The organism is Bifidobacterium sp. ESL0827, from assembly GCF_052606685.1.
On the sequence record NZ_CP199597.1, the window covers coordinates 908,299 to 932,964 of the forward strand.

18 protein-coding genes are annotated in these 24,666 nt (G+C 62.6%); 5 read left to right on the top strand and 13 right to left on the bottom strand.

Annotated elements, in window-relative coordinates; genetic code table 11:
• Positions 1 to 22: 22 nt before the first annotated feature.
• The 3 genes from uvrC to ACUIAI_RS03575 all read right to left on the bottom strand — a co-directional run bounded on the left by uvrC (position 23) and on the right by ACUIAI_RS03575 (position 6,006).
• Positions 23 to 2,323, bottom strand: coding sequence for an excinuclease ABC subunit UvrC (gene uvrC, locus ACUIAI_RS03565; protein WP_445342665.1), 2,301 nt, complete (start codon positions 2,321 to 2,323; stop codon positions 23 to 25).
• Positions 2,320 to 5,241 (bottom strand): excinuclease ABC subunit UvrA, encoded by a 2,922-nt coding sequence (uvrA, locus tag ACUIAI_RS03570; protein WP_445342808.1) that lies wholly within the window; start codon positions 5,239 to 5,241, stop codon positions 2,320 to 2,322. The genes uvrC and uvrA overlap by 4 nt, the downstream gene beginning before the upstream one ends.
• A 162-nt stretch (positions 5,242 to 5,403) precedes the next feature.
• A complete protein-coding gene (locus ACUIAI_RS03575) occupies positions 5,404 to 6,006 on the bottom strand; it encodes a DNA-3-methyladenine glycosylase I (protein ID WP_445342666.1) in 603 nt (200 codons plus the stop codon).
• Between the two features lie 184 nt (positions 6,007 to 6,190).
• On the opposite strand from ACUIAI_RS03575, the gene ACUIAI_RS03580 reads away from it, so the two are divergent.
• A complete protein-coding gene (locus ACUIAI_RS03580) occupies positions 6,191 to 7,423 on the top strand; it encodes a hypothetical protein (protein ID WP_445342667.1) in 1,233 nt (410 codons plus the stop codon).
• A 117-nt stretch (positions 7,424 to 7,540) separates the two neighbouring features.
• Positions 7,541 to 9,142: an ABC-F family ATP-binding cassette domain-containing protein gene (locus ACUIAI_RS03585; protein ID WP_045935389.1), complete on the top strand. Its 1,602-nt coding sequence runs from the start codon at positions 7,541 to 7,543 to the stop codon at positions 9,140 to 9,142.
• 50 nt (positions 9,143 to 9,192) lie between these two features.
• Here ACUIAI_RS03585 and ACUIAI_RS03590 read toward each other — a convergent pair whose 3' ends face one another.
• Positions 9,193 to 9,846, bottom strand: coding sequence for an MgtC/SapB family protein (locus ACUIAI_RS03590; RefSeq protein ID WP_254477488.1), 654 nt, complete (start codon positions 9,844 to 9,846; stop codon positions 9,193 to 9,195).
• A gap of 169 nt (positions 9,847 to 10,015) precedes the next feature.
• Between ACUIAI_RS03590 and ACUIAI_RS03595 the strand changes: the two genes are divergently transcribed.
• The 3 genes from ACUIAI_RS03595 to ACUIAI_RS03605 are packed head-to-tail and all read left to right on the top strand — an operon-like array spanning position 10,016 to position 13,699.
• Positions 10,016 to 11,923: a bifunctional ADP-dependent NAD(P)H-hydrate dehydratase/NAD(P)H-hydrate epimerase gene (locus ACUIAI_RS03595; RefSeq protein WP_254477487.1), complete on the top strand. Its 1,908-nt coding sequence runs from the start codon at positions 10,016 to 10,018 to the stop codon at positions 11,921 to 11,923.
• Between the two features lie 30 nt (positions 11,924 to 11,953).
• Complete coding sequence (locus ACUIAI_RS03600; protein ID WP_445342668.1) at positions 11,954 to 12,736, top strand: 2,3-bisphosphoglycerate-dependent phosphoglycerate mutase; 783 nt, start codon at positions 11,954 to 11,956, stop codon at positions 12,734 to 12,736.
• A gap of 24 nt (positions 12,737 to 12,760) precedes the next feature.
• Positions 12,761 to 13,699, top strand: a complete 939-nt coding sequence (locus ACUIAI_RS03605; RefSeq protein WP_110412942.1) for a LysR family transcriptional regulator — start codon at positions 12,761 to 12,763, stop codon at positions 13,697 to 13,699.
• 111 nt (positions 13,700 to 13,810) lie between these two features.
• Here ACUIAI_RS03605 and ACUIAI_RS03610 read toward each other — a convergent pair whose 3' ends face one another.
• The 9 genes from ACUIAI_RS03610 to ACUIAI_RS03650 form a co-directional block, all read right to left on the bottom strand.
• Entirely contained in the window at positions 13,811 to 14,878 is a 1,068-nt protein-coding gene (locus tag ACUIAI_RS03610) for a DsbA family protein (RefSeq protein WP_445342669.1), read from the bottom strand.
• Between the two features lie 156 nt (positions 14,879 to 15,034).
• Positions 15,035 to 15,781 carry an orotate phosphoribosyltransferase gene (gene pyrE, locus ACUIAI_RS03615; protein ID WP_445342670.1) on the bottom strand — a complete coding sequence of 249 codons (747 nt, stop codon included), beginning with the start codon at positions 15,779 to 15,781 and terminating at the stop codon, positions 15,035 to 15,037.
• Complete coding sequence (locus ACUIAI_RS03620; protein WP_181414914.1) at positions 15,778 to 16,749, bottom strand: dihydroorotate dehydrogenase; 972 nt, start codon at positions 16,747 to 16,749, stop codon at positions 15,778 to 15,780. The genes pyrE and ACUIAI_RS03620 overlap by 4 nt, the downstream gene beginning before the upstream one ends.
• Entirely contained in the window at positions 16,746 to 17,591 is an 846-nt protein-coding gene (locus tag ACUIAI_RS03625) for an iron-sulfur cluster-binding protein (protein ID WP_445342671.1), read from the bottom strand. Before ACUIAI_RS03625 ends, ACUIAI_RS03620 begins: the two co-directional genes overlap by 4 nt.
• A complete protein-coding gene (gene pyrF / locus ACUIAI_RS03630; protein WP_445342672.1) occupies positions 17,588 to 18,649 on the bottom strand; it encodes an orotidine-5'-phosphate decarboxylase in 1,062 nt (353 codons plus the stop codon). Before pyrF ends, ACUIAI_RS03625 begins: the two co-directional genes overlap by 4 nt.
• Positions 18,637 to 20,070, bottom strand: a complete 1,434-nt coding sequence (locus ACUIAI_RS03635; protein ID WP_445342673.1) for a dihydroorotase — start codon at positions 20,068 to 20,070, stop codon at positions 18,637 to 18,639. Before ACUIAI_RS03635 ends, pyrF begins: the two co-directional genes overlap by 13 nt.
• A gap of 1 nt (position 20,071) precedes the next feature.
• Complete coding sequence (locus ACUIAI_RS03640; RefSeq protein WP_110412947.1) at positions 20,072 to 20,485, bottom strand: aspartate carbamoyltransferase regulatory subunit; 414 nt, start codon at positions 20,483 to 20,485, stop codon at positions 20,072 to 20,074.
• On the bottom strand, positions 20,482 to 21,489 hold the full coding sequence (gene pyrB / locus ACUIAI_RS03645) for an aspartate carbamoyltransferase (protein WP_110412948.1): 1,008 nt from the start codon (positions 21,487 to 21,489) through the stop codon (positions 20,482 to 20,484). The genes ACUIAI_RS03640 and pyrB overlap by 4 nt, the downstream gene beginning before the upstream one ends.
• A 70-nt stretch (positions 21,490 to 21,559) precedes the next feature.
• Entirely contained in the window at positions 21,560 to 24,640 is a 3,081-nt protein-coding gene (locus ACUIAI_RS03650; RefSeq protein ID WP_445342674.1) for a bifunctional [glutamine synthetase] adenylyltransferase/[glutamine synthetase]-adenylyl-L-tyrosine phosphorylase, read from the bottom strand.
• Positions 24,641 to 24,666 lie beyond the last annotated feature (26 nt).

Consider the following 24,666-nt stretch of genomic DNA (forward strand, 5'->3'; position numbering starts at 1 on the left):
TTTGCCCGCCTCTTGAGCCATTTTATCGCTGGCTGTCCCCGGCCCGATCCTGGTCGCTGTGCAGGGCCTGGTAGATGGCCTCAGCCTTGGCTGAGCCGATGCCCTTGACGGCCTCAAGCTCCTCCTGGGAGGCCTGGCGCATGCGCTTCACTGATCCAAAGTGATTGAGCAGCTTCTTCTGGTAGGCGGGGCCGATGCCTGGAATCTCGTCCAGGGCTGACCGGAGGGCACCCTTGCGTCGGGTTTGCCGATGGTAGGTGATGGCGAACCGATGGGACTCGTCCCTCACGCGCTGCAGCAGGTACATGCCCTCGGACTGGCGTTTAAGGATGATGGGATAGTCATCGTCAGGCACCCAAACTTCCTCCAGGCGCTTAGCCAGACCACACAGGGCCACATCGTCCACCCCGCAGTCGTGCAGGGCTCGGGCAGCAGCGGTCACCTGGGGCTTGCCGCCATCGACTACGATCAGGTTGGGCTTGTAAGCGAAGTGGCGGGCGGCGGTGTTCTGCTGAACGATGGCCCCCTCCTCCTGCTCCACCAATTCTGGTGCCTTGTCGCTGGCCTTTCGCTCTGCTTCCATGCTGTCACCGCTGTCGCCAGCGATGTTGCCGTGGCGGAAACGACGGGTCAGAGTCTCGTAGATGGCGCTCATGTCGTCCACAGCGCCCTTGCCGTCCTCGCCGCGGATAGCAAATCGACGGTACTCGGACTTCTTGGGGACCGCGTCCTCAAAGACCACCATAGAGGCTACCTGGAACTGGCCGCCTACTGTGTTAGAGATGTCGTAGCATTCGATGCGCAGCGGGGCGCGATCCAGCCCAAGGGCCTTGGCCACGTCGTTCATGGCCTGGGTGCGGGTGCCCATGTCGCTCATGCGGCTGAGCTTGCTGCGCTGCAGGGCCTGGCGGGCGTTGGCGTTGGCCCGGTCCATCAGGGACTTCTTCTCCCCCCGGCTGGCCACTCGGATGGTCACTGCCGACCCGCGCAGCTCCCGCAGCCACTCCTGTAGGTCACCGGTCCGATCGGGCTGGATGGGGACGATGACCTCGGGAGGCACCGGCGAAATCGGGGCCAGCAGGTCGGCACGTCCAGTCTGATCCTGATGCTGGTGTCGACTCCTGGTGGCCTTGGCCCGGGCCTCGGCATCCAGGGCCGTGACCTTCTGGGTGGAGCCCATGGCATCCCTGTCCTGGCTGATGGAGACGGGTGTATGGGAATTCTCGGGCAGCTTGTGCAGTTCGCTGTCGTTCTCATTCATCAGGTCTGAGTAGACCTGTACCAGCAGGTCGCTGATCAACTCGCTGTCGGAGACGTCCTCGACCCGCTCCACACTCCAGTTGCGTTCGCCGCGGATGGCACCCGAGCGCACAAAGAAAGCGTGGACCGATGCCTCCAGTTCGTCAGAGGCCACCCCGAAGACGTCCACATCCACGTTTGAGGCGAAGGCGACGGCATTCTGCTCGATGACTGTGTCCAGCATGGCGATCTGGTCGCGCAGGCGGGCGGCCTTCTCGAAGTCCAGCTCCTTGCTGGCCTTCTGCATGCTTCTGGTCAGCCCTGCCCGATAGCTCTTGCCCAACCTACCGGTGATGACCCCGGTCAGCTCAGTGCACAGACGCCGATGTTCGCTGGCGCTGATCCGGCCCACGCAGGGGGCTGAGCACTTGCCGATGGATGCCAGCAGGCAAGGGCGGCCGCTGAGCTTGGCCTTGCGGAAGACGCCGGGGGTGCAGGTGCGCACCGGGTAGGTCTTGAGCAAGGCATCCAGGGTGTGCTTCATGTCCCAGACCTTGGCGTAGGGACCAAAGTAGCGAGTGTCGTGCCGCTTGCGCACGCGGGTCATCCATACCCGGGGGAACTCCTCCCCCACGGAGACAGCTAGGTAGGGGTAGGTCTTGTCGTCGCGCAGCTTGACGTTGAAACGTGGGTCGAACTCCTTGATCCAGGTATATTCCAGGGTCAGTGACTCCAGGTCGGTGCCCACCACAGTCCACTCCAGGCTCCGGGCCGTCAGCACCATGGTCTGGGTGCGCGGATGCAAGTTTTCCAGGGGCTGGAAGTAGTTGGTCAGGCGGTTGCGCAGGTTCTTGGCCTTGCCCACATAGATGACCCGGCCGTCGCCGTCCCGCCACTTGTAGACGCCCGGCTGGGCGGGGATGTCGGAGGTTTTAGGGCGGAAAAGGTCCCGGCTGTCTCCCAGCAGGGGCGCGCCGTTCTTGTTGACGCCGGTTATGGTGCCGGTGGCGGACTCTTCCTCCAGGGCTTGGGCGGTGCGTCGCCATACCTGCGGCGTGTGACGCTCGAAGCAGCTGCGGGTCATGATCGTGCAGCCTTGGCTACCTTGGCAGGATCCAGCATGGGCTTCAGATACTTGCCGGTCCAGCTGTTCGGGTTGGCGGCCACCTGCTCAGGAGTGCCCTGAGCCACCACGGTGCCGCCGCCGTCTCCACCCTCGGGGCCCAGGTCGATGATCCAGTCGGCGGTCTTGATTACATCCAAGTTGTGTTCGATGACAATGACCGTGTTGCCTTTGTCGACCAGGCCGTGCAGGACTTTGAGCAGCTTGCGGACATCCTCGAAGTGCAGGCCCGTGGTGGGCTCGTCCAGGATGTAGACGGTCTTGCCGTCGGAGCGCCGCTGCAGCTCGGTGGCCAGCTTGACCCGCTGGGACTCGCCTCCGGACAGGGTGGGCGCCGGCTGACCCAGGCGGATGTAGCCCAGACCCACGTCAACCAGGGTGTCCAGGTAGCGGGCGATGGAGGGATAGGCCTTGAAGAAGTGGGCGGCCTCCTCGATGGGCATGTCCAGCACGTCCGAGACGGTCTTGCCGTTGTATGTGACTTCCAGGGTCTCCCTGTTGTAGCGCTTGCCGTGGCAGGTCTCGCACTGGACGTAGACATCGGGCAGGAAGTTCATCTCGATCTTGATGGTTCCGTCACCGTGGCAGGTTTCGCAGCGGCCGCCCTTGACATTGAATGAGAAGCGGCCGGGACCATAGCCGCGCACCTGGGCCTCCGGGGTCTTGGCAAAGAGCTGACGGATCTTGTCCCAGACGCCGGTGTAGGTGGCAGGGTTGGAGCGTGGGGTGCGGCCGATGGGGTTCTGATCCACGTGGATGACCTTGCGCACCTGGTCCACACCCTCCACCCGGATGTGCTTGCCGGGCACGATGCGGGCGTTGTTGAGCTGGTCGGCCAGAACCGGATAGAGGATGGAGTTGACCAGAGTGGACTTGCCTGAGCCGGATACGCCGGTGACCAGGGTCATGACTCCCAGCGGGAAGGATACCTTGAGGTTCTTCAGGTTGTTCTCCCGAGCCCCCACCACGGTCAGCTGGCGGGTCTTGCTGGTCTTGCGGCGGTGCTTGGGCACCTCGATGGAACGGCGTCCGGCGATGTAGTCGGCGGTGATGGAGCGGGAGGCCTTGACCAGGTCCTGCGAGCGCCCGGAGAAGATGACCTCCCCGCCATGTTCGCCAGCTCCAGGGCCGATGTCGACCAGCCAGTCGGCCTGGCGGATGGTGTCCTCGTCATGTTCGACCACAATCAGGGTGTTGCCCAAGTCGCGCAGCCGCTGCAGGGTCTTGATCAGCCGGTCGTTGTCCCGCTGGTGCAGGCCGATGGAGGGCTCGTCCAGCACGTACATAACGCCCACCAGGCCGGATCCGATCTGGGTGGCCAGACGTATGCGCTGGGCCTCGCCGCCGGAGAGGGTTGCTGCCGCCCGAGACAGGGTCAGGTAGTTCAGACCCACGTCGTTGAGGAAGCGCAGGCGGGCGCGGATCTCTTTGAGGACCTCGCCGGCAATCTTGGCCTGAGCGCCCTCCATATGCAGGCCCTCCACCCACTTTAGGCTGGCGGACACGGCCATGTCGCAGACCTGGGCAATAGACAGATCGTCCACGGTCACGGCCAAGACCTCGGGCTTCAGACGCTTGCCGTGGCAAACCTGGCAGGGTACCTCGCGCATGTATGACTCGTAGTACTGCTTCATAGGCTGCGAGTCGGTCTCGTCGTGGCGACGCATCAGGGTGCGGACCACGCCCTCGAACCCGGTGGTGTACTCGCGCAGGCGGCCCCAGCGGTTCCGGTAAGAGACATCCACCTTGAAGTCGTGTCCGTACATGACAGCGTGGCGGACTTCCTCGGGCAGGTCCTTCCAGGGGGTCGATGTGGAGAAGCCCATCTCCTTGGCCAGGCCGTCCAACAGGTGGCCATAGAAGCGCTGCTGGCTCTTGGTGCCGCTCCAGGGTTCCACAGCCCCGTCCTTGAGGCTCTTCTCCGGGTCAGGCACTACCAGCTCGGGGTCGATCTCCAAGTTGAATCCCAGGCCGGTGCAGGCCGGGCAGGCTCCATAGGGGGCGTTGAAGGAGAAGGTTCGAGGCTCGATCTCGTCCAGTTCCAACTCGTGGCCGTTGGGGCAGGACCGCTTCTCGGAGAAGGGCTGACGACGCTCGGGATCCTTGGCATTCATATCCACAAAGTCGGCCACTACCGTGCCTTTGGCCAGACGCAGGGCCGTCTCCACAGAGTCGGTCAGCCGCTGACGCATGCCCTCGCGGATGACCAGCCTGTCCACCACCACCTCGATGGTGTGCTTCTTCTGCTTGGTCAGCTTGATGGAATCGGACAGCTGGTGCATGTCCCCATCGATGATGGCCCGGGAGTAGCCGTCGGAGCGGAGGAGCTCAAGGGTCTCCACGAACTCACCCTTGCGGCCCTTGACGATGGGTGCCAGCAGCTGGAAGCGAGTTCCCTCGGGCCTGGACATGAGGGTGTCGACGATTTGCTGCGGCGTCTGGGCGCGCACCTCGGCCCCGCAGATCGGACAGTGGGGAATGCCGGTTCTGGCGAAGAGCAGACGCAGGTAATCGTAGACCTCGGTTATGGTGCCCACGGTGGACCGAGGATTACGATTGGTGGTCTTCTGATCGATGGAGACTGCCGGGCTCAGGCCCTCGATGAAGTCCACGTCGGGTTTGTCCATCTGGCCCAGGAACTGGCGGGCGTAGGCGGAGAGGGACTCCACGTAGCGGCGCTGACCCTCGGCGAAGAGGGTGTCGAAGGCCAGGGAGGACTTGCCGGAGCCTGACAGGCCGGTGAAGACCACCATCCGGTTGCGGGGTATGGACAGGTTAACGTTCTTGAGGTTGTGGGCCCGGGCGCCCTGGATGACGATTTTGCGGTCGTTGGGCACCATGGACAGGTCCGCCACCAAGGACCCCTTGGATTCGATCATGCGCGGGTTTTCAATGGCCGCGTCCACTGTCGATTTAGGCTTGTTCTGCTGCTTCACGTGCTTCCCATCCGCTTCCCTGAAGACCCATGGCCAAGGCTGAGGCCAAAGCCTGACCATAATATCGCCGGGGCCGAATAATTCGAACAGGTGTTCGATGACGGCTTAGATGGACAAGTCCGGCGAATTCAGAGGCGGGCGGCTGCAACCGTTGAGGAAGCAGTCGTGCTGGTGGTCGTTGATCATGCCGGCTGCCTGGAGGAAGGAGTGGACGGTCACCGGGCCCAGGAAGCGCAGGCCCAGGTCGCGCATGTCCTTGCACACGATGGCTGACAGGTGGTCGTAGCGCGGTATGGAGGGATCGTCCGGATAGTCGTGGTTGATTGTCAGCCCACCGGTAAAGGACCAGCAGTAGCGGTCGAATTCCTCCCCGGGGAATTGGCTGGCGACCACGACGGCATTGGCCACCGTGGCTTCGACCTTGCGTCGATTGCGGATGATGGCAGGGTCGGCCATGAGACGGTCGATTCGGTCGGTGTCGAAGGCGGCGACCGCTTGAATATCGAAGTTATTGAAATCCTTGAAGAAGGCCTGACGACGATGCAGGATCAGCTGCCAGCTGAGCCCGCACTGGAATATCTCCAGAGAGAGCATAGCGAAGAGCCTCTGGGAGCCATGCAGGGGGCGGCCCCACTCATGGTCGTGGTAGCTGCGCATGAGCGGGTCGTCTACTCGAGCCCAGTCGCATCTATGTGAAGGTTCGGCCATGCTGTACTCCCCTTTCTGGCATTCGGCTTCAGGCTAGCACCGGCGGCAGTCCTGACCGGGTGGTCAATACCACCGAGACAGGCTGGCCGATTTAGAGTTGAAGCAGAGGCCGGTCGGCCCATGCCCGGGGCCATCCCCATGGCGGCAGTACGGTTGCGGCCGGCAAGGAGAGGAAGCATGTGCCATGACTGACAAGGACAATCCGCGCAGACTCTGGACCGACAAGGACGATCCGGTCGAGAGAGCCAAGCGTACCTCCCCTGCCATGCAGGGCAGCCAATCAGCCAAAAATTCAGCAGGTGCAGGTTCCACGAAATCGAGCTCTGCATCGGCAACTCGGAGTTCGACAGATGCACGTTCGGCATCTTCAAATTCGTCGGCTTCGGATTTATCAACTCCAGACTTGTCTGCTTCGGGTTCATCGCCTTCGGGTACTGCAGCCAAGCAGTCTGATGATTCGTCAAAGAAGGCAGCGGCTGGGAAAACCAGTGCTGATGAGACCGCCAATGGAGGCAAAGGTCGCTCTGATCGCAGCAGCAATGAAGCGACGCAGGGATCAAATCGGGCTCAGGAACAAGCAAAAGAGCAGTATCAAAAGCAGAATCAGCCTGAAAAGGAACAGGAATCCTCCAAGGGTCGCGGCTGGAAGCTCTTCGAGGACATCCTGCTCTGGGTGGCCTGGGTGGCAATGGTGGGCTTCAACGGTTATGCGGAGGTCTACCACTTCAATGGCACGACCGTAGGTGGCCTGGCCCGCAAGGTCGACCTCTGGATCATGCCCGCCGGCTATGTTTTCGCCATCTGGGGGGTCATCTACATTGCCCTGGCCATATGGCTCTTCCGCTTCTGCCTGGCGGGCCCCAGCCGCAAACGCCTGGGATTCCTGCCCTTCACGCTGAGCGGGTTGCTCTTTGTGGCCACTTGCTGCCTGAATATCGCCTGGCTGGCTCTGTGGCACATGGAGCACAACTTCTGGGCCCTGGTCATCATCCTCATTCTGACTGTGCTGGCCTGGATGCTCTATGCCCTAGTGCGCAGGGACGCCACTAAGGCCGGAACCCCGACCGCCGCCAAGGTTTTGGACTGGATTCCCCTTTCCATCTACGCCAGCTGGCTGAGCGTTGCCACCCTGGTCAACGCCGGATACATGGTGGTCGCCGGGCACAAGGTCGGCAATGCCGTCCAGGGATTCGCCACCATCATCGTGGTAGGCGCCCTCCTGGCCGTCGCCTATCTGATGAATAGGCATGGCAAGGACTGGGTCTTCGGCCTGGTGGTCATCTGGGCATGCCTGGGCATCGGCATCAGGATCTTCTCCTTCGCGGCCGCCATGGGTGTGTTGGTCATCGCCCTGACGGCCGTGGGCGCCTTCCTGGTCTACTTCCCCTGGAGCAAGTTCAGACTGGTCCGTCGCTGATTCATCCACGACTCATCCATTGCCCCGTCAGCCGAGACGCACTGGCAGGGCTTGCTTCTTGCTACCATAATTTCTTGCAAGTTTTGAATCCACAAGGAAAGCGGGGTCAGAGGCGGCATGGCTATTGAGGCGCAGGGACTTGAGATCCGAATAGGTGCCCGACTACTGCTGCAAGCCACCGACTTCCATGTGACCAAAGGCGACCGCATCGGCCTGGTAGGTCGCAACGGCGCCGGCAAGACCACGTTGACCAGGGTCATCACCGGAGACATGCTCCCCTCGGCCGGCAAGGTGCGGGTGACCGGACAGCTGGGATACCTGCCCCAGTCCACACATGCGGGTGATTCCGAGCAAAGCGCCCTGGACCGGGTCATGAGCGCCAGGGACATCGCATCCATCGTCCAGCGGATGCGCAAGGCAGAGACCGAGATGACCAATCCTGACCCCAGGATCATGGAAAAGGCCATGAAGCGTTACGACAAGGCCCAGCAGGACTTCGAGAACGCCGGGGGCTATGCGGCACAGTCTCAAGCCATCGTCATGGGCGAGAGCCTGGGGCTGAGCCAGGAGACCCTGCAGCAGGCACTGGGCACCCTCTCCGGCGGTCAGCGCCGACGGGTCGAGCTGGCCAGAATCCTCTTCTCCGATGCCGACACCCTGATTCTGGACGAGCCCACCAACCATTTGGATGCCGACTCCATCGAGTGGCTCAAGGGCTACCTGCGCCGATTCGAGGGCGGCTTCCTGATCATCTCCCACTCCACCGAGCTGCTGGACGAGACCGTCAACCGGATCTGGCACCTGGATGCCCAGCGTTCCTGCATCGACATGTACACCATGGGATGGAAGGCCTACCTGCGCCAGCGGGTGGTGGACGAGGAGCGCCGTCGCCGCGAACGGGAGGTGGCCGAGAAGAAGGCCGATCGTCTCATGCGTCAGGGCATCCGACTGCACGCCAAGGCCACCAAGGCCGTGGCCGCCCAGAACATGATGCGCCGCGCCCAGCGCCTGCTGGCCGACACCCAGGAGGCGGAAAAGGCCGAAAAGGTGGCCGACCTGCGCTTCCCGGATCCTGCCCCCTGCGGCCGCACGCCCATCATGGCCGAGGACCTTTCCAAGGCCTACGGATCCAACATCGTCTTCGCCGGAATCAATCTGGCCATCGACAAGGGCTCCCGGGTGGTCATCCTGGGATACAACGGCGCTGGCAAGACCACCACCCTGCGCCTGCTGGCCGGCATCGAGCAGCCCGACACGGGCAAGGTGACCCTGGGGCACGGGGCCAAGATCGGCTACTTCGCCCAGGAGCATGACACACTGGATAACGACGTCACCGTTCTGGAGAACCTGCAGCATGTGGCCCCTGACCTGGACAACACCCAGGCGCGGACCATCCTGGGCTCCTTCCTCTTCTCGGGGGACGACGCCATGAAGCCCACCAAGGTGCTTTCGGGCGGCGAGAAGACCCGCCTGGCCCTGGCCACCCTAGTGACCAGCCGGGCTAACGTCCTGCTGTTGGACGAGCCCACCAACAACCTGGACCCCGCTTCGCGTGACGAGATACTCAAGGCCATCGCCAAGTACGAGGGAGCCATCGTGCTGGTCACCCACGACGAAGGGGCCGTCAAGGCGCTCAACCCTGAGCGGGTGCTGCTCATGCCCGACGGTGATGAGGACCTCTGGAGCGACGACTATCTGGATCTGGTAGCCGAAGAGTAGGCAACCATCGGTTGGCCCATGCCTGTGGGTCGTCTGTGTCGGTCAGCGGGTCAGTCATCCTCCCCTAGGACCTCAACCCCTTTGACCCCTGGAGTCTGCCCTATGGATTCGACCAGTTCGGTCACATCCCCCTTGCCCAGCAGGTTGACGGTGACATCGGCGCCCTTCCAGGCATCCCGATGAAGCTCGTGGATGGTCAGCACCCGGGACTCGAAGCCCATGCGGGTGGCCAGCAGCAGGGATTCGCGCAGGCAACCGTGGCCGTCCTGATATACGATGCGCAGGACTGTGTTCTGACGGTTGCGCAGGAACCACTTGAGGATGGGCGCGATGACCAGAACGGCCAGAAAGTAGAAGACGACCGCCAGGATGGCGATGGCGAAGAGCTGGACTCCACAGGCCATGCCCACGGCGGCGGCCACCCAGATGGCGCTGGCCGTGGTCAAACCCTTGACAGAATCGTGGTTGAAAAAGATGACGCCGGCACCGATGAAGCCTATGCCGGAGGCCACCCCGGCTGCGATTCGCGAGGCATCCCAGGAGTAGTTGCCTACAGCGGCCTGTATGCCATAGAGGGAGACCATGGTGAACAGGCAGCTGCCCAGACCCACCAGAATGTGAGTGCGGATGCCAGCGTCGTGCTTGAGGAACTCGCGCTCGAAGCCGATCAGACCACAGAGAACCACCGTCAAGACCACCGCCATAATCTGACCTTGGTTCGGCAATGCGAATCCCTGCATGATTTCCCTTCCTGCCCTCTTAAATAGGCAGACCTTATAACGCTTGCAGGACATGGCCATCGGATAGAGTGGAGCAAGCACGTGGCCGGCCACGCCGCCGCACGTGGACCTTTTGAATGAGGGGTGTGATGCCATGAAGCCGTCATCAGATGAGCGCCGCGAAGCCCGCCGGACCCTCGCCACCAGCGCCTATTCCGCCGACATGATCCGATCACTTGAGCAGCCGTTTTTGGATGACGGGGTCCCCTTGATGCGCGTCGCCGCGGGATCTCTGGCTTCCGTGGCCGACGTCATGCTCACCCAGGCCGGGCTGGAGCCTGCAGGCGCCAGAATCGTCCTGCTGGCAGGGGCCGGCAACAACGGCGGCGACGGGCTTTATGCCTCGGCCGATCTGGCCGGGCATGGAGCCGACGTGACTGTGGTGGCCACTGGGCGGAGCCTGCATCAGGGTGGGTTAGACGCCCTTCTCCGCGCCGGCGGAGTGGTCACGGCTCTGGATCCTCAGGCAGCTATCCCCGGCTGCGAGACCCCCTCCGGACCGGATCAGGCATCCGAGGATCTGGACCAAGTCTTGGAGCTATGCCGACAGGCGGATCTGATTATCGATGCCATGACGGGTATCGGTCTCAAGGGGGCGTTGCGCGGCATTCCTGCTGCTCTGGCCGCAGAATTGGGCATGGAGACTGGTCTGCCCGACAGACCAGCCTGGCACGACCCCGCCGGTCAGGATAGGCCTTTGGTGCTGGCCGTGGATACCCCCTCCGGTTTGGACGTGGACGAGGGCACCCTGCCTGGGGCCTACATCCCGGCTGATGTGACCGTGACCATGGGGGCCATGAAACCCTGCCTGATGCTGCCCCCGGCCGCCTATGTCTGTGGCAGAATCGTCCTGGTGGACTTCGGTTTTGACACCTCGGCCCTGGTCCCGAGCGTCTCTTGCATGAGCGCTGAAGACTGCGCCAGTCTCCTACGAGCGCCACGGGTGGATGACACCAAGTACAGCCGGGGCGTGGTCGGCCTGGTCACCGGCTCCGCCCTCTACCATGGCGCCGGGCTGCTCTCCAGCAAGGCTGCTGCCAGCAGCAACGTGGGCATGATCCGTTACTGCGGCCCCGAGCAGGTGGGCGACCTGATCCTGCAGGAGCTGCCCGAGACCGTCCTGGGCCGCGGAAGGGTTGAATCCTGGGTTCTGGGCTCTGGTGTACCCACCAGGCAAGCCCAGGAGGCAGCTGGACCCCAGGGTCAGGACGATCAGCGTGGTCTGATTGCCGATATACTCAGCCGTCAGGCCGCCGACCTGGACGAGGATGAGGCAGCAGCTGACCCGCCGGTGGTAGCCGATGCCGGTGCTTTGGATCTGCTGCCGGACCGGTTGGGCCCGCGCACGGTGCTTACCCCACATGCTGGCGAAATGGCCGCACTGCTCAACTCGAATGGCGAGAACGTGGACGGCGACCAGGTCATGGCCGAACCCCTGCACTGGGCAATCCGAGCTTGTCAGCTGACAGGAGCCACCATTCTGCTCAAGGGGGCCATCACATTGGTCGTCGGCGAGGACGGTACCGACCGTCCCCGCGTCATGACCACTGGCTTCGGCCCAGCATGGCTGTCTACAGCCGGATCAGGAGATGTGCTCTCAGGAACCATCGGGGCCATGCTGGCACAAAATGCCGGACTAATCCAGGATGATGCCACGCTGATGGTGGATCTGACGGCTGCTGCGGCCTTCCTGCACGGGCTTGCCGGTTCTCTAGCCAGCGGAGGCAGGCAGACCGGCTGGGAGCAACCGCTGATCTTCGACCCGCGTAAGCCTCAGGATTTTGCTGATCTGGTAGCCCAGGACAGCCAGCAGGAGGGTCACGGGACAGCTTTAGGACTTATGGGGCAGCCGATCCGTGCCAGCCAGGTAGCCGATGCCCTGCCCATGGCTATAGGTCTGGTCATGTCAAGAGCTGAGGGGACTGCTGACCAAATCGACCAATCCGCCCAGGAAGGGGACGATGCTTCCCTCTTCTTTGAAAACAGCTCGCTCTGGTTCTAAAAACGCTTCATCAGAAAAGGAGTCGATTTGATGACCTCGCAGCTTATTGTCATGCGTCACGGAGAAAGCGTCTGGACTCAGAAGTCGGTCAACCGTTTCGCCGGTTGGGTGGACGTGCCTCTGACGGATCGCGGACTGCAACAGGCCCGCCATGCCGGACAGCTGCTCAAGGAATCAGGCCTTCTGCCCGAGCTGGTCTTCACCTCTCTGCTGACCCGCAGCATCGTCACTGCCAACACGGTGCTGGATCTGGTTGATCGGGCCTGGATTCCGGTAGAGCGCACCTGGAGGCTGAACGAGCGCCACTATGGCGCCTTCCAGGGACAGACGCGACCGGCCATGTTGGGACGCTACGGTCAGCAGCAATTCGACATCTACCGACGTTCCTACGATGTTAGGCCGCCGACCATCGAAAACGATTCACCCTACTTTCAGGGACTGGATCCGCGCTATGCCCCGGCCATGAGCGACGGACTGGACAGCCGGAATCCGGCCGAGATCCGCGCCGAGTGCCTCAAGGATCTGCTGCTCCGTCTGCATCCCTACTGGCGAAGCCGGATAGCCCCAAACCTGGCCCAAGGTCGGACTGTGCTCATCGTCACCCATGGTTCCGTGGTCCGGAGCCTGATCAAGGTCCTTGAAGATGTTGATGACAAGGACATCCGGTCTATCAACGTGCCCACGGGCGTTCCCATGGTCTACAACTTCGAGACCGATGAAGATGGCAACCTTCAAGTCCTTGGTCCGGGTCGCTATCTTGATCAGAAGGCCGCGAACCAGGGCATAGCTGAAACCGCGGCCCTGGGCCGATAGGGCCTTGGGTATAGATTTGCTTATATGACACTGCTCCAACTGCGCTACATCGTCAAGATTGTCGAATGCGGCTCCATGAACGAGGCCTCGCACGAGCTCTACATCTCCCAGCCGGCTCTGAGCTCATCGGTCAAGGAGCTGGAAAACGAGCTGGGCATCGAAATCTTTACCCGTCACTCCCAGGGGATTGCTCTGACAGTGGACGGGGCGGAATTCCTTACCTATGCCAGGCAGATTCTGGATCAGACAGACCTGCTGGAGGCCCGCTACCGGCAGGTCAGGCCCCGCAAACAGCTCTGCCGGGTTTCCACCCAGCACTATATGTTCGCAGTGGAAGCTTTCGTGGAGATGATCAACTCCATAGATTCGGACGAGTACGAATTCACCATACGAGAGACGCGCACCAGGGACATCATCGACCAGGTGGCCACCCTTCAGTCCGAGATAGGCATCATCTACGAGTCCGACTTCAACAAACGGGTCCTGTCCAAGATGCTACGCGAGAAACACCTGGACTTCCATCCCCTTTTCCGTGCAGATCTGCATGTCTTTATCGCCCGGACCAACCCATTGGCTGATCGGGCCATGGTGACCATGAAGGACCTGGAGCCCTACCCCTTCCTGCAGTACGAGCAGGGCGAGGAGGGTTCCTTCTATTTCGCAGAGGAGGCAGTCTGGCCCGACTACTCCCCCAAGCAGATCACCGTGAGCGACCGGGCCACCATGCTCAACTTCATCGTCGGGCTCAACGCCTACACGGTCTGCACCGGCATCGACAACGAGGACCTGAACAACGAGAAGATCGTCAGCGTTCCCCTGGAGTCGGATGAGTCCATGCTGGTGGGCTGGATTGTCAACAGCCGGACCAAGCTGTCCCATGCCGCCGGACTCTACTTGGACAAGCTGCGCCAGGTTGTGTCCAACCACGGATATTCGCTGATCGAACAGGAGCCAAGCGAGTAACAGCCAGGCAAACAAAAGCCGAACCGACCAAGACTAACCGAGCAAACAGCTGATCTGATAACGGCGGTCCTTGAATTTTGCCACAGATCGTAGGCGCTCAGCAGTTGCCGCTTACTCTGCCTTCAGCGCTTTTCCTTGTGCTCCGATGGAGGGCATCTTCCCTTGGTGGCCCACATCCTGCGATTTGAGTCCCAGGGCCTTGAACAGGGCCCGGTCCAGATGTTCCAGGCCTCCCTGGCTCTTTGCAGCTGCGGTCAGATCCCAGACCTTGCCGTTGATCATGATGGTAGGGGTCGAGAACTCCCCCTTGGCGTCCTTGGCGTCCTTGCGGGTGATGGCATAGGCGTTGACCTTGTCCACCCATGGTCTGTAGGTGCCCTGGGCAAAACGGTCTGCCAGGGACCTGGGCACGCCCACCCCCACGGCCTGGTCGGCCAGGCGCGCATCGGAAACGGCCTGATAGGATTTTTCATTGGGCTGGAAGTCGGTATCAAAGATAGCGGCGGCGAAGGCCGGCAGATGGTCCGGATCCTCCTGGGCCACCATGGCCAGGGCGTTGTCCACACGGCTGGAGTACTGGTCGCTGGATGCCGAATCCAGGAAGTTCAAAAAGTTGTAGGTGACATTGATCTGACCGGCACTGATCATGCGCTGCAGCTGGGGATCGATGACCCGGCCCACCTTGCCGCACCATGGGCACATGGGGTCTATGAATATCTCAAGGGTGGGCGCATCAGCAACCTTCTTCTTACTGCCGACACCCTTGACTGAAACGGTCAGTCCTCCCTGGTCGTCAGCCACCGATGGCTTGACGGTGACCTCTTGCAGAGCCTTATAAGCCTTTGCATCCCCGCTGGGGCCTTGATTGGCTTGGACGGTCGATGTTCCAGATGAAGGCTTTTGGGCTGACTGGTCGTCTCCTGAATGATTAGTCCACAGCATGTAGAAGCCAGCTACAAGCACCAGCACAAGAGCCACCACAACCAGTGTCAGCGGCAGCCTCCGAGACCGATGAGCAGGCTGGCCTGCCTCATCCGAAGATTTCTCTGTGTCAATTGCTGTGGCAGAAACGGCAGGCTTGGCCGTTTCCTCTGAATTCGCCTGAGAAGCGGCATTCACCTCGTCGACCTCAGTCTGGTCCGGTTCCTCATGACCTTTCTGCTCCTGCGATTTCGTCATGATCCATGGCCTTCCTTGCGATGATGATCCGTCGGCCTGCCCGTCGGACCTTTACCAATCTACACGAGGGTCATCCGGCAGAATGACCATCCGAAGAATGTGCGTCAATGTGGCCGGTACGCACAATCAACATATCGATATGAGCCAGGCATTTGCTCAGGCACCGTAGCGCGCCAGATAGTTCCTGGCGGCATCGGCCGTGCGCTGGTCCAGAATGGGCGACCCGTCCGGACCCTTCATAGAGGCGGCCGCGCCAAAGATCTGGCGGACGTTGACGATGCTGATAACCGGGAAGTGGAACTCGTCCATGATGGACTCCACGGCCGAGCCTTGGCCCTGTCCGGTGCGCTCCATTCGGTCCACGGAGAGCACTAGGCCGACGATGGTCACATTGGCCTGGGACATGATCTTGGGCACCACCTGTCGGACCGCAGTCCCGGCGGTCATGACATCATCCACCAGCAGCACCCTCATGCCATCCCTGAGCTGGGTGCCGACCATGAGGCCTCCATCGCCATGGTCCTTGACCTCCTTGCGGTCAAAGGTGTAGCCGACCGGCATGCCGTGCGCCCCGCTCAGCGCTATGGCGGTGGAGACGGCCAGGGGAATCCCCTTGTAGGCCGGGCCGAATACCGTGTCGATGTCTGCGGGCAGGGTCCCCTGCTTCACAGCCTGCACAATGGTCCGGGCGTAAAACTCCCCCAGCAGGGCAATCAGCCGTCCGTCATTGAAGGCCCCGGCGTTGATGAAGTAGGGCGAGCGCCGCCCTGACTTCAGGGTGAAGTCACCGAACTTGAGCGCTCCGCTCTGCAGCAGGAAGCTGGTGAAACCCTCCTGGATGCGGCGGGTCTGCTCCAGGGCATCCCCGTCATGGTCCTTGTTTTCTGCTGCGGTTGCGCTCATCGCCAGCACTTCCCTTTCTTGAGCAATTCGGCCAGATCGGGCCGCTCGTCTAAAAGATCATCCAGTTCGCGGGCCACCCTCATGGGCGCCACAGGGTCCACCAGGGCCGCAGCCCCCACCTCCACGGCGTTGGCCCCAGCATAGAGGAATTCCAAGGCCGTGCGTCCCGAGTCGATTCCTCCGATGCCGATGATGGGAATGTCGGGCAATGCCTGGCGCACCCGCCAGACGAAAGACAAAGCGATGGGCAGAATGCAGGGGCCTGAGACACCACCGGTGCCTTGGGCCAGGATAGGCTTGCCTGTATTGATGTCGATGCGCATGCCCACCAGGGTATTGATCAGGCTGAGGGCATCTGCTCCCCCATCAACGGCCGCTCGGGCCACCTCCACAATGTCCGTGACGTTGGGGGTCAGCTTGACCACCATGGGCTTGTCGGTCAGACCCCGCAGCCGGATGATCAACCGTTTCAGAGCCTTGGCATCAGTGCCTACGGACATCCCTCCATGTGAGACGTTGGGGCAGGAGACGTTGATCTCCAACATATCCGCCGGGCTGTCTGCCAGCCGTTCCACAACGATGGCGTAGTCCTCGTCGCTGTGGCCGGCCACGTTGGTGACCACGGTGGCTCCCAGGGCCTTGAGTCTGGGCAGTTCGTCCACCAGATAATGGTCCACGCCCGGGTTCTGTAGGCCAACAGAGTTGACCATGCCGGCTGGGCTCTCGGCGGTCCTTGGCGTTGGGTTGCCTTCCCAGGGAACCGGCGAAACCCCCTTGGTGGAAATGGCGCCCATCTGGGAGACGTCGTAATAACCCCCGCAGGCATCCAGGTTGAATGTGCCCGAGGCGGTACCCACCGGGTTCTTCCAAGGCGTGCCGGCCACAACAGTGCCATGCCGCCAGACGTGCGGCTCCAGAGGATCCATGGCTATGGCCGTCTGCATCTCTGCGATTGTCTGCTGGCTCATCGCGGCATCTCCTTGCTTCCCTCTTCATCCCAGATCAGGCGGTCGGCGGCGAAGACCGGGCCATCCTTGCAGACCTTGAGTCTGCCGTCCACGGTATCGACCACGCAGGCGACGCAGGTACCATAGCCGCAACCCATCCGAGACTCCATGCAGCACTGGGCAGGCAGGCCGGTCTTGCGGGCCCAGGCGGCCACGGCTCGCATCATGGGCAAGGGTCCGCAGGTCAGGATGATGGTCCGTTCGGTATCGATGTCGCCGCGAACCTGATCCAAGAGGGTTATGACATCCCCGGAAGCATTGTCGATGGAATCCAGCCGATCGGTCAGCGAGCCCATGATGGCATCGGCGAACCGACGGTCCCGGTAGCCCAGCAGGGCGGTGGTGCTTACATTGGACCGGCCTTGGAGGCATTGGGCTGCGCGAATCAGCGGAGGAACACCCAAGCCGCCGCCTACCAGCAGATAGTCTGCGGGCTTCTCCAGGTCGAAGCCATGGCCCAGGGGCCCCAGCAGATCCACAGCCATGCCCGGCTGCAGGCGGGAGAATTCATTGGTCCCCTGGCCGACTACGGCGAAGATAATCTCGATCTGCTCGCCCGCCAGAACCCGGCTGATGCCGAATGGTCTGGGCATCATGGTCATGCGGTCTGCAGAGTAAAGGTTGATGAAGGCTCCTGCAGGGGCGTGGGCGGCCAGGTAAGGGTCGCGGATGGTCATTCGCCAGACCTGCCGGTCCAGGGGCTCCATGCCGGTGACCTGGGCAGTACGCCGTCCAGGCAGCCGACCTGCCCGTTCGGCCTGTTCTTCCACCCGACTGGTGGATATAAAGAGGTTGGTTTTCATCGGGCCTCCTTGATCGCCTGATTGAGATCGTCCTTCATGGCTTGCGCAGCTTGGCGGGCATCGCGAGTGACCATGCCCAGGGCCGCCTGGATGCTGAGCCGCGGGCTGTAGTCCGGATCCTTCCGCCAGGCTGCGATGATTCCCCGAGAGGAGTTGACCACAGCTCCGCCGCCGGACTGGTCGAACATGGGCGCCACGTCGGCCGCTGAACCGCCCTGCGCTCCGTAACCGGGGACCAGGAAAAAGGTGTGGGGCATGGCCTGCCGCAGAAGGGCGCCATCCTCAGGATGGGTAGCGCCGACCACAGCACCAAGCCTGGAGTAACCCGATTCTCCGATTGAGGATTGCCCCCAGGATTCCACCAGATCTCCCAGGCGCTGATAAATGGTTCCCCCGCCTGAGGCTGTGTCCAGGCCCAGTTCCTGGATTTGGCTGCCCGAGGGATTGGATGTGCGCACCAGGGCGAACAAGTCGCCCTGGATGTGCTCGGCAGCCTGCAGGAAGGGTTCCACCCCGTCGGAGCCCAGGTAGACATTGATGGTCAGGGCATCCTCGTACCAGGGGAATCTCCCGCCACTGTGAGCCGACCCGTCGATCGTCTGCCCAGGAGTGAAGGGTAGAGGGAGCCCGTCCAGGTGGGCGGCGTAGGCCTCAGCCGTGGAGCCGATGTCACCGCGCTTGACATCCCCGATGACATAGAGGCCACGGTCGGCTGCGGCTCGGCAGGTGCCGGTGTAGGCCCTGATGCCCCAAGGTCCCAGTGCCTCGTACATGGCAATCTGAGGCTTGACTGCAGGCACCAGGTCGGCCACGCCTTCCAGGATGGCCAGGTTAAAGCGCAGATAAGCCCTGGCCAGGTGGTCCGCCCAGACAGCCTGAGCCTGTTCGCCCTGGGTCTGCTGCAGGTCCTTAGGGTCCAGGCCCATCTGAGCCATGCTCCCGGCTGCGCGCTGTCTGGCCTGTTCGATCAGCTGGCTGGGCAGCAGTTCCGGTCGCGGATCCAGACCGACCACGGTCGGATTGTTCTTGTCCTGGACGAGCGCAGTCAGTCGGTCCATGCTCGGATCCTTTCCCTGGTGATGACGCGGCTTGCGGGCAGGCGGGAGAATACCAGACGCCCATCCTTTATGGTGGCCATGACCCGTCCGGCCAGCCCTGCTCCGGCGAAAGGGGTGTTCCGTGACTTGGAATGGAAGCGGCTGGGATCTACCTCCCACTTGGCCTCGGGGTCCAAGATGACCAGGTCAACAGGTGGCAGATTGGCATCGCTGTGACGGTCGGCCTCCAGCTGCAGGTGACCGGCTTTATTGACCTTGTTCGCCGTATGCGAGGGCAGGTCTTCGGGCAGGAGCCGACGCATGCCCATGAGCTCGGCTGGAGCCAGAGACATGAGTTCGATCAGGCGGTCATGGCTGACGAGTCCGCTCTCGACCAGGACCTGGTTGCAGACTGCATAGGCAGTTTCCAGACCGATGATGCCGTTGGGGGCATCCTTGAGCCCCAGTGCCTTCTCAGCGCTGGTGTGGGGGGCATGGTCGGTGGCAATCATGTCCACGGTGCCGTCGGCTACGGCCTCAAGTGCAGCCTGCTGGTCAGCGCGGGAGCGCAGTGGAGGGTTCATCTTGGCCATGCTGCCGCAACGCAGCAGGTCCTCGTCGCAGAGGGCCAGATAGTGGGGTGCGGTCTCGCAGGTGACCGGCAACCCACGGGTCTTGGCCCGGCGAACAGCCTCGAATCCCCCGGCAGTGCTGACATGCTGCAGATGCACCCGGGTGCCGGTACGTTCCGCCAGTTCGATGTCCCGATTGATAATGGCGGTCTCGGTGGAGGCGGGAATCCCTTCCAGTCCCAGCCTGCGGCTGACGGCCCCCAGGTTGACCTGACCATGCTCGTGGTGTTCACAGTGATCCAGGATGGGTAGGTCGAATTCTCGGGCATTGGCAGCAACGGCCTCCAGGGTCTGATCGGTTACTGCCGATCCGTCGTCGCTGATGGCCACTACAGGATGGTCGTATCCGTGGCCAGACAGGTGACTCGACCAGTCGTCTGGGTTTGAGGCCTCCCGGCCGGCCCGGTCCAGAGTGGCCGCCACGCAGAGGTCGTAGTCCACCGGCAGGCTCAGCCCATGGTCCTGCTCGTAGGATTCCAGGTAGTCGATGATCGTACGCCCATCGGCCATCCTCGCACGGCCGTCCATGGCGGGCTGGGTGTTGGGCATGAGTAGTATCAGCCCGTAGCCCCCGGCGGCTGCGGCAGCCGTGCCGGTGACCATGTCTTCCTTGTTGGTCTGGCCAGGGTCCCGCAGATGGACGTGGGGGTCGACCAGGGCCGGAGCCACCACCAGCCCCGAGGCGTTTATCTGGTCCACATCTGCCGACATGGCGCCGGTCTCGTCAATCAGCGTGCTGTCGACCGTCTGGGGAAGCACCAGATCGACCGTCATGCCGCTACGCCAATCAGTCAACCCCAACAACCGCATGTCAGTCTTCAGCCTTCTCGTCGCAGTAGTCGCAGCGGTAGACCCCAACATCATCCAGGTGGAAGCGTTGGTCCACTCCGGTCTCCACCGTAGTCACGCAACGAGGGTTGACGCAGGTGATGACGTTAATCAGATGGTTGGGTCGGTCCGGCTGATGCTTGCTGACGATCCTGCCTTGCCGGACTACGTCGACGGTGGCCTCGGGGGCGATGAACCCTAAGGCGGTCAGGTCCAAATCCCCGGTTTGCTCGATCTTGATGATGTCCTTGGACCCGTACTTGCGGCTGTCCGTATTCATGATCAGAGCCAGACGGGTCTTCGCCGGGTCCACGCGCAGGTAGTGCAAGACCTTCAGGGCTGTGCCCGCACGAACGTGGTCGATGATGATGCCGTCAACAATGCTGGTGACCTTCATGCCGCCACCTCCTTCTGCTTGCGGTAACCGGGCAGCTCGTCGCCAAGCAAGGCGCTCTCCAGGGCCATTCTGACCAGCATGCCGTTGCGAACCTGTTGGAAGTAAGCTGCACGCGGATCATCGTCCACCTCCACGGCAATTTCGTTGACCCTGGGCAACGGATGGAGGATGGCCATGTCGGGGCGCGCAGCCCGAAGCTTGTCGGCATCCAAAATGTAGGTGTCGCGCAGACGCAGGTAGTCGTCCTCGTTGAAGAAGCGTTCCTGCTGGACGCGGGTCATGTAGAGCACGTCCAAGTCGCCGATGACCCCGTTCAGGTCTCCGGTCTCACGGTAGGTGCAGTCAGCCGATGAGCGGATCCTCTCCAGGACGTATTCGGGGGTCCGCAGCTCGTCGGGGCTTATCAGGACGAAGTCCACGTGGCCCAGGCGACAGAGGGTGGTAATCAGGGAGTGGACCGTGCGGCCGAAGGTCAGGTCCCCGCACAGGCCGATGGTCAGGTGGTTCAGCCGACCCTTGCGGGCACGGATAGTGGCCAGGTCGGTCAGGGTCTGGGTCGGATGCATGTGCCCGCCGTCGCCCGCGTTGATGACCGGGACCGCAGCCGCTTGGGAGGCTACCAGGGCGGCACCCTCCTTGGGGTGGCGGATGGCCACGATGTCGGCGTAGTTGGAGACCGTCTTCAGAGTGTCGCTGATGGACTCCCCTTTGGAAACGCTGGCCAGCTGGGCGCCGGCGAATCCGATGACCTGACCGCCCAGACGGAGCATGGCCGTCTCGAAGCTGAGCCGGGTTCGGGTGCTGGGTTCATAGAAGAGTGTGGCCAGGACCCGGCCGTCGCAGGTGTGGGCCACCTGACGGCGATGGGTGTCGATGTAGGCCGCACGATCCAGCAGGTCCAGGATCTGGGTCATGGGAATGTCGTCGAGAGTAACCACACTTCGCCCACGAAGCGGAACGACGGCAGAAGAGGTGTTGGATGCGTGATCAACTTGTTGGGACAACGGCTCACCTTCCTCAAGGTGGCCACCTTATGTGACCTGAACAAGCATACGACCCCGGATGGACCCAGGATCAGCTCCCGTAGAAGAGTCGTTCCATGACCTGCCTGCAGCGGCGCATGGCCGCCAGCAGCTCGTTGACAAAGCGCTGGCCCCGGTGGGCTGGGTAGCCCAAGCAGACCGCGATGCCTCCCAGAACCTGACCGTCGTCCAGCAGAATGTCCGCCTGGGAGACACGACCGGACCAGAGGAAGTTGGCGTTGCGGGCTGCTGTGCAGAGCACCCAGCTGCGGCGCAGTGCCTTAGCATCCTTGTCCTCGATAAGTCCTGCAACCTCCAGGGCGTCCAAGGCTGTCAAAGTGCCGGTGGCCTGCAGCTGCGGCAGATCGTGGGCGTGGCGCAGCTGGAGAAGCTGAACAGTCCACTCCACGTCAGACAGTCCTCCCCTGCCCAGCTTCAGATGCCGATCCCGACGCACGCCGCGCGGAAGTCGCTCAGCCTCCATTCGGGCCTTTAGACGGCGAATCTGCCCTAGCTCCTCCTCATTGGGCGGCTGCTCGGGGTAGCGAAGCGGATTTGCTATGCCCTCCAGAAAGTCCTTGGCCAAGCCGGCATTCCCAGCTGCGAATCTGGCCCTGATCAAGGCCTGATGTTCCCAGGTCTCCGACCAGTCGCGGTAGTAGTGCTGGTAGGAGTCCAGCGAACGCACCAGAGGCCCCTGACGGCCTTCAGGGCGCAGGTCAAAGTCCAGGTCGATGCCCGGCTCTAGGCTGGCTGGTCCAGCTAGAACAGCCCGCAGGTCCGCAGTCACGCCACGTGCGAATTCAGCCGCCTGGTCCTGGTCGGCGCCTGATGCGGGACGGTAGACCAGCATGATGTCGGCATCTGAGTTGAAGTTGACCTCCCTGCCTCCATAGCGGCCCATAGCAATCAGGGCCATCTCTGCCGGCGCATTAGTCTGTTCCAGACGGTGGTTCACGGCCCAGTCCAGGGCGGCATCGATGGCTGCATCGTAAACATCGGACATGCCCGCCAGGCAGGCCTGCTGATCGTCCACACCGCTCATCCAGCCCAACCCAATCCGCTCGATCTCCTGGCGGCGCATGGTCCGCACTGCGGTGGCGAAATCCTCCAGCGAGTCCGCATGCCGGGTTCGATAAGCTGCGGCGCGCTTGTCCAAGGTGGCTCGATCACGGGGGATCATATCCTGGTCATGGCCCAGCCAGGTCACCGACTGGACGGATTGGGCCAAGGCGCCGGACAGATAGCGCGAGTTGGACAGGACATGGCAGAGGCGGCGGGCGGCCGAGGTGGAGTCCCGTAGGAAGCCCAGGTAAGTGCTCTTGCCGCCGAAGTGCTCCTCCAGGGTTCGCCAGCCCAGAAGACCCATGTCCGGATCCTGCCCCTCCCCCAGCCATTGGAGGACGGCGGGCATGAGAATACGGTTGATCCTCGCCGACCGGGTGACCCCTGTGGTCAGTGCCGTGACGTGGCGGATGGCTGCATCGGGGTCGGCAAAGCCGATGGAGGCGAACCGGGCGCGGGCCGCCTGGGGGCGCAGGCTGACCTCGTCCTCGTCCACCTGGGCGTTGATGGGCAGCATGGGACGGAAGTAGATGGCCTGGTGAAGGTTGCGAACCTCGATTCTGGTGGCCTGGTATCGGGCCAGCATCTGGTCGGCATGCAGTCCGAAGGCACGGGCCAGCCGCCGCAGATCGCGGTTGTTCTCCAGCTCCTCCAGACTGGGCGGCCGTTTGCCGGGGGTGCCTGAACGGTTGATTTTCGGGAAGAGGTGGGTGCGGCGCAGCTGCCACATCTGCAGACGATGTTCCATGACCCGTTCGAACCGATAGTCATGGTCCAGCTGGTCGCCGTGCTTGCGTGAAATGTAACCGCCACGGGACAGGGCCTGCAGGGCATCCAGGGTGGCCGGACAACGCAGAACGTCGTCGCTGGAGCCGTGGACCAGCTGGAGCATCTGGACGGTGAATTCAACATCCCGCAGTCCGCCCTGGCCAAGCTTGATCTCCCGCTCCTTGCGGTTCTCGGGTATCAACCTCTCCACCCGCTGGCGCATCCGCTGGCAGTCGTAGACGAAGTTGGGTCGCTGGCAGGCACCCCAGACCAGGGGCGCGATCATGGCAGAGTAGTCCTGTCCCAGGGCCTTGTCGCCCGCAACCGGACGGGCCTTGAGCAGGGCCTGGAACTCCCAATTCTCGGCCCATTGGGCATAGTAGTCAGCGTAGGAGGCCAGACGACGGACCAGGGGACCGTCACGTCCCTCGGGCCTAAGGGCGGTATCAACCTTCCAGAGCGGCGGCTCGGTCGAACCGGGGATGACCGACTGGCAGACCCGCTGCAGGAGGACGGCCATGGCAGTGCCCACGGCGATGGGATCGGACTGACTGGTGTCCGTCCCCGAGGCCGGCTCCACCACGTACATGAGATCCACATCGGACACGTAGTTGAGCTCCTGGGCGCCCAGCTTGCCCATGCCGATGACCGCCAGACGACATGAATCCGCATCGGGAACCTGACGGCAGGCAATGCTCAGAGCCCCTTGGAGCGCGGCATCGGCCATGTCGGACAGGGCCCGGCTGATTGCTGGCTCCAGCTCCAGAGGATCCTTGGCTGCCAGGTCCCGGGCCATGACTGCAGCCAGCTGCAGCCGGTATTCGAACCGCAGTGCATCGGCGTAGGCCGCCAGCGAGGGCACGGAGTCCGATTTTGCTTCCACCTTATCCAAGGCGTCAAGGACCCGCCTCTGCCTGGTTTCCGCCGGACAGTCAGCCAAGTGATCCGGATCCAGGGCAGCCGCCTCTACCAACTCCGGCCGCGAGCGCATCAGTCGGCCCATGGCCTCCGAGGCCCCCAGCACCCTGATCAGCGACTGGGCGGCCTCATGGTTTTCCCGTGGGGAACCGGAAAGAAAGTCCGGCCTGACTCCCTGCGGATACTGTTCGAGAATTCGCGTCAGCCCCGCAAGGGCTTCGTCCGGATCGCAGGCCTGTCCCAGGGCTTGGACCAGGGTTTGCGCCAGAGTCTGGTCGTCCACCAGACGGGCAAGCCGATCCAGCCGAACCCGGGCCTTGTCCAGGTCGTGCAGCCCAAGGTGGATCAGGGTCGAAGTGGTCGGTCGCACCGGATCTTCCATGACTTATCCCCTGCCTTTCCTCAGGC

Excerpts from the sequence above, each read along its gene's own strand:
- uvrC (WP_445342665.1), bottom strand. The coding sequence starts at position 2,323 with ATGACCCGCAGCTGCTTCGAGCGTCACACGCCGCAGGTATGGCGACGC.
- uvrA (WP_445342808.1), bottom strand. The coding sequence starts at position 5,241 with ATGATCGAATCCAAGGGGTCCTTGGTGGCGGACCTGTCCATGGTGCCC.
- ACUIAI_RS03575 (WP_445342666.1), bottom strand. The coding sequence starts at position 6,006 with ATGGCCGAACCTTCACATAGATGCGACTGGGCTCGAGTAGACGACCCG.
- ACUIAI_RS03580 (WP_445342667.1), top strand. The coding sequence starts at position 6,191 with ATGACTGACAAGGACAATCCGCGCAGACTCTGGACCGACAAGGACGAT.
- ACUIAI_RS03585 (WP_045935389.1), top strand. The coding sequence starts at position 7,541 with ATGGCTATTGAGGCGCAGGGACTTGAGATCCGAATAGGTGCCCGACTA.
- ACUIAI_RS03590 (WP_254477488.1), bottom strand. The coding sequence starts at position 9,846 with ATGGCGGTGGTCTTGACGGTGGTTCTCTGTGGTCTGATCGGCTTCGAG.
- ACUIAI_RS03595 (WP_254477487.1), top strand. The coding sequence starts at position 10,016 with ATGAAGCCGTCATCAGATGAGCGCCGCGAAGCCCGCCGGACCCTCGCC.
- ACUIAI_RS03600 (WP_445342668.1), top strand. The coding sequence starts at position 11,954 with ATGACCTCGCAGCTTATTGTCATGCGTCACGGAGAAAGCGTCTGGACT.
- ACUIAI_RS03605 (WP_110412942.1), top strand. The coding sequence starts at position 12,761 with ATGACACTGCTCCAACTGCGCTACATCGTCAAGATTGTCGAATGCGGC.
- ACUIAI_RS03610 (WP_445342669.1), bottom strand. The coding sequence starts at position 14,878 with ATGACGAAATCGCAGGAGCAGAAAGGTCATGAGGAACCGGACCAGACT.
- pyrE (WP_445342670.1), bottom strand. The coding sequence starts at position 15,781 with ATGAGCGCAACCGCAGCAGAAAACAAGGACCATGACGGGGATGCCCTG.
- ACUIAI_RS03620 (WP_181414914.1), bottom strand. The coding sequence starts at position 16,749 with ATGAGCCAGCAGACAATCGCAGAGATGCAGACGGCCATAGCCATGGAT.
- ACUIAI_RS03625 (WP_445342671.1), bottom strand. The coding sequence starts at position 17,591 with ATGAAAACCAACCTCTTTATATCCACCAGTCGGGTGGAAGAACAGGCC.
- pyrF (WP_445342672.1), bottom strand. The coding sequence starts at position 18,649 with ATGGACCGACTGACTGCGCTCGTCCAGGACAAGAACAATCCGACCGTG.
- ACUIAI_RS03635 (WP_445342673.1), bottom strand. The coding sequence starts at position 20,070 with ATGCGGTTGTTGGGGTTGACTGATTGGCGTAGCGGCATGACGGTCGAT.
- ACUIAI_RS03640 (WP_110412947.1), bottom strand. The coding sequence starts at position 20,485 with ATGAAGGTCACCAGCATTGTTGACGGCATCATCATCGACCACGTTCGT.
- ACUIAI_RS03650 (WP_445342674.1), bottom strand. The coding sequence starts at position 24,640 with ATGGAAGATCCGGTGCGACCGACCACTTCGACCCTGATCCACCTTGGG.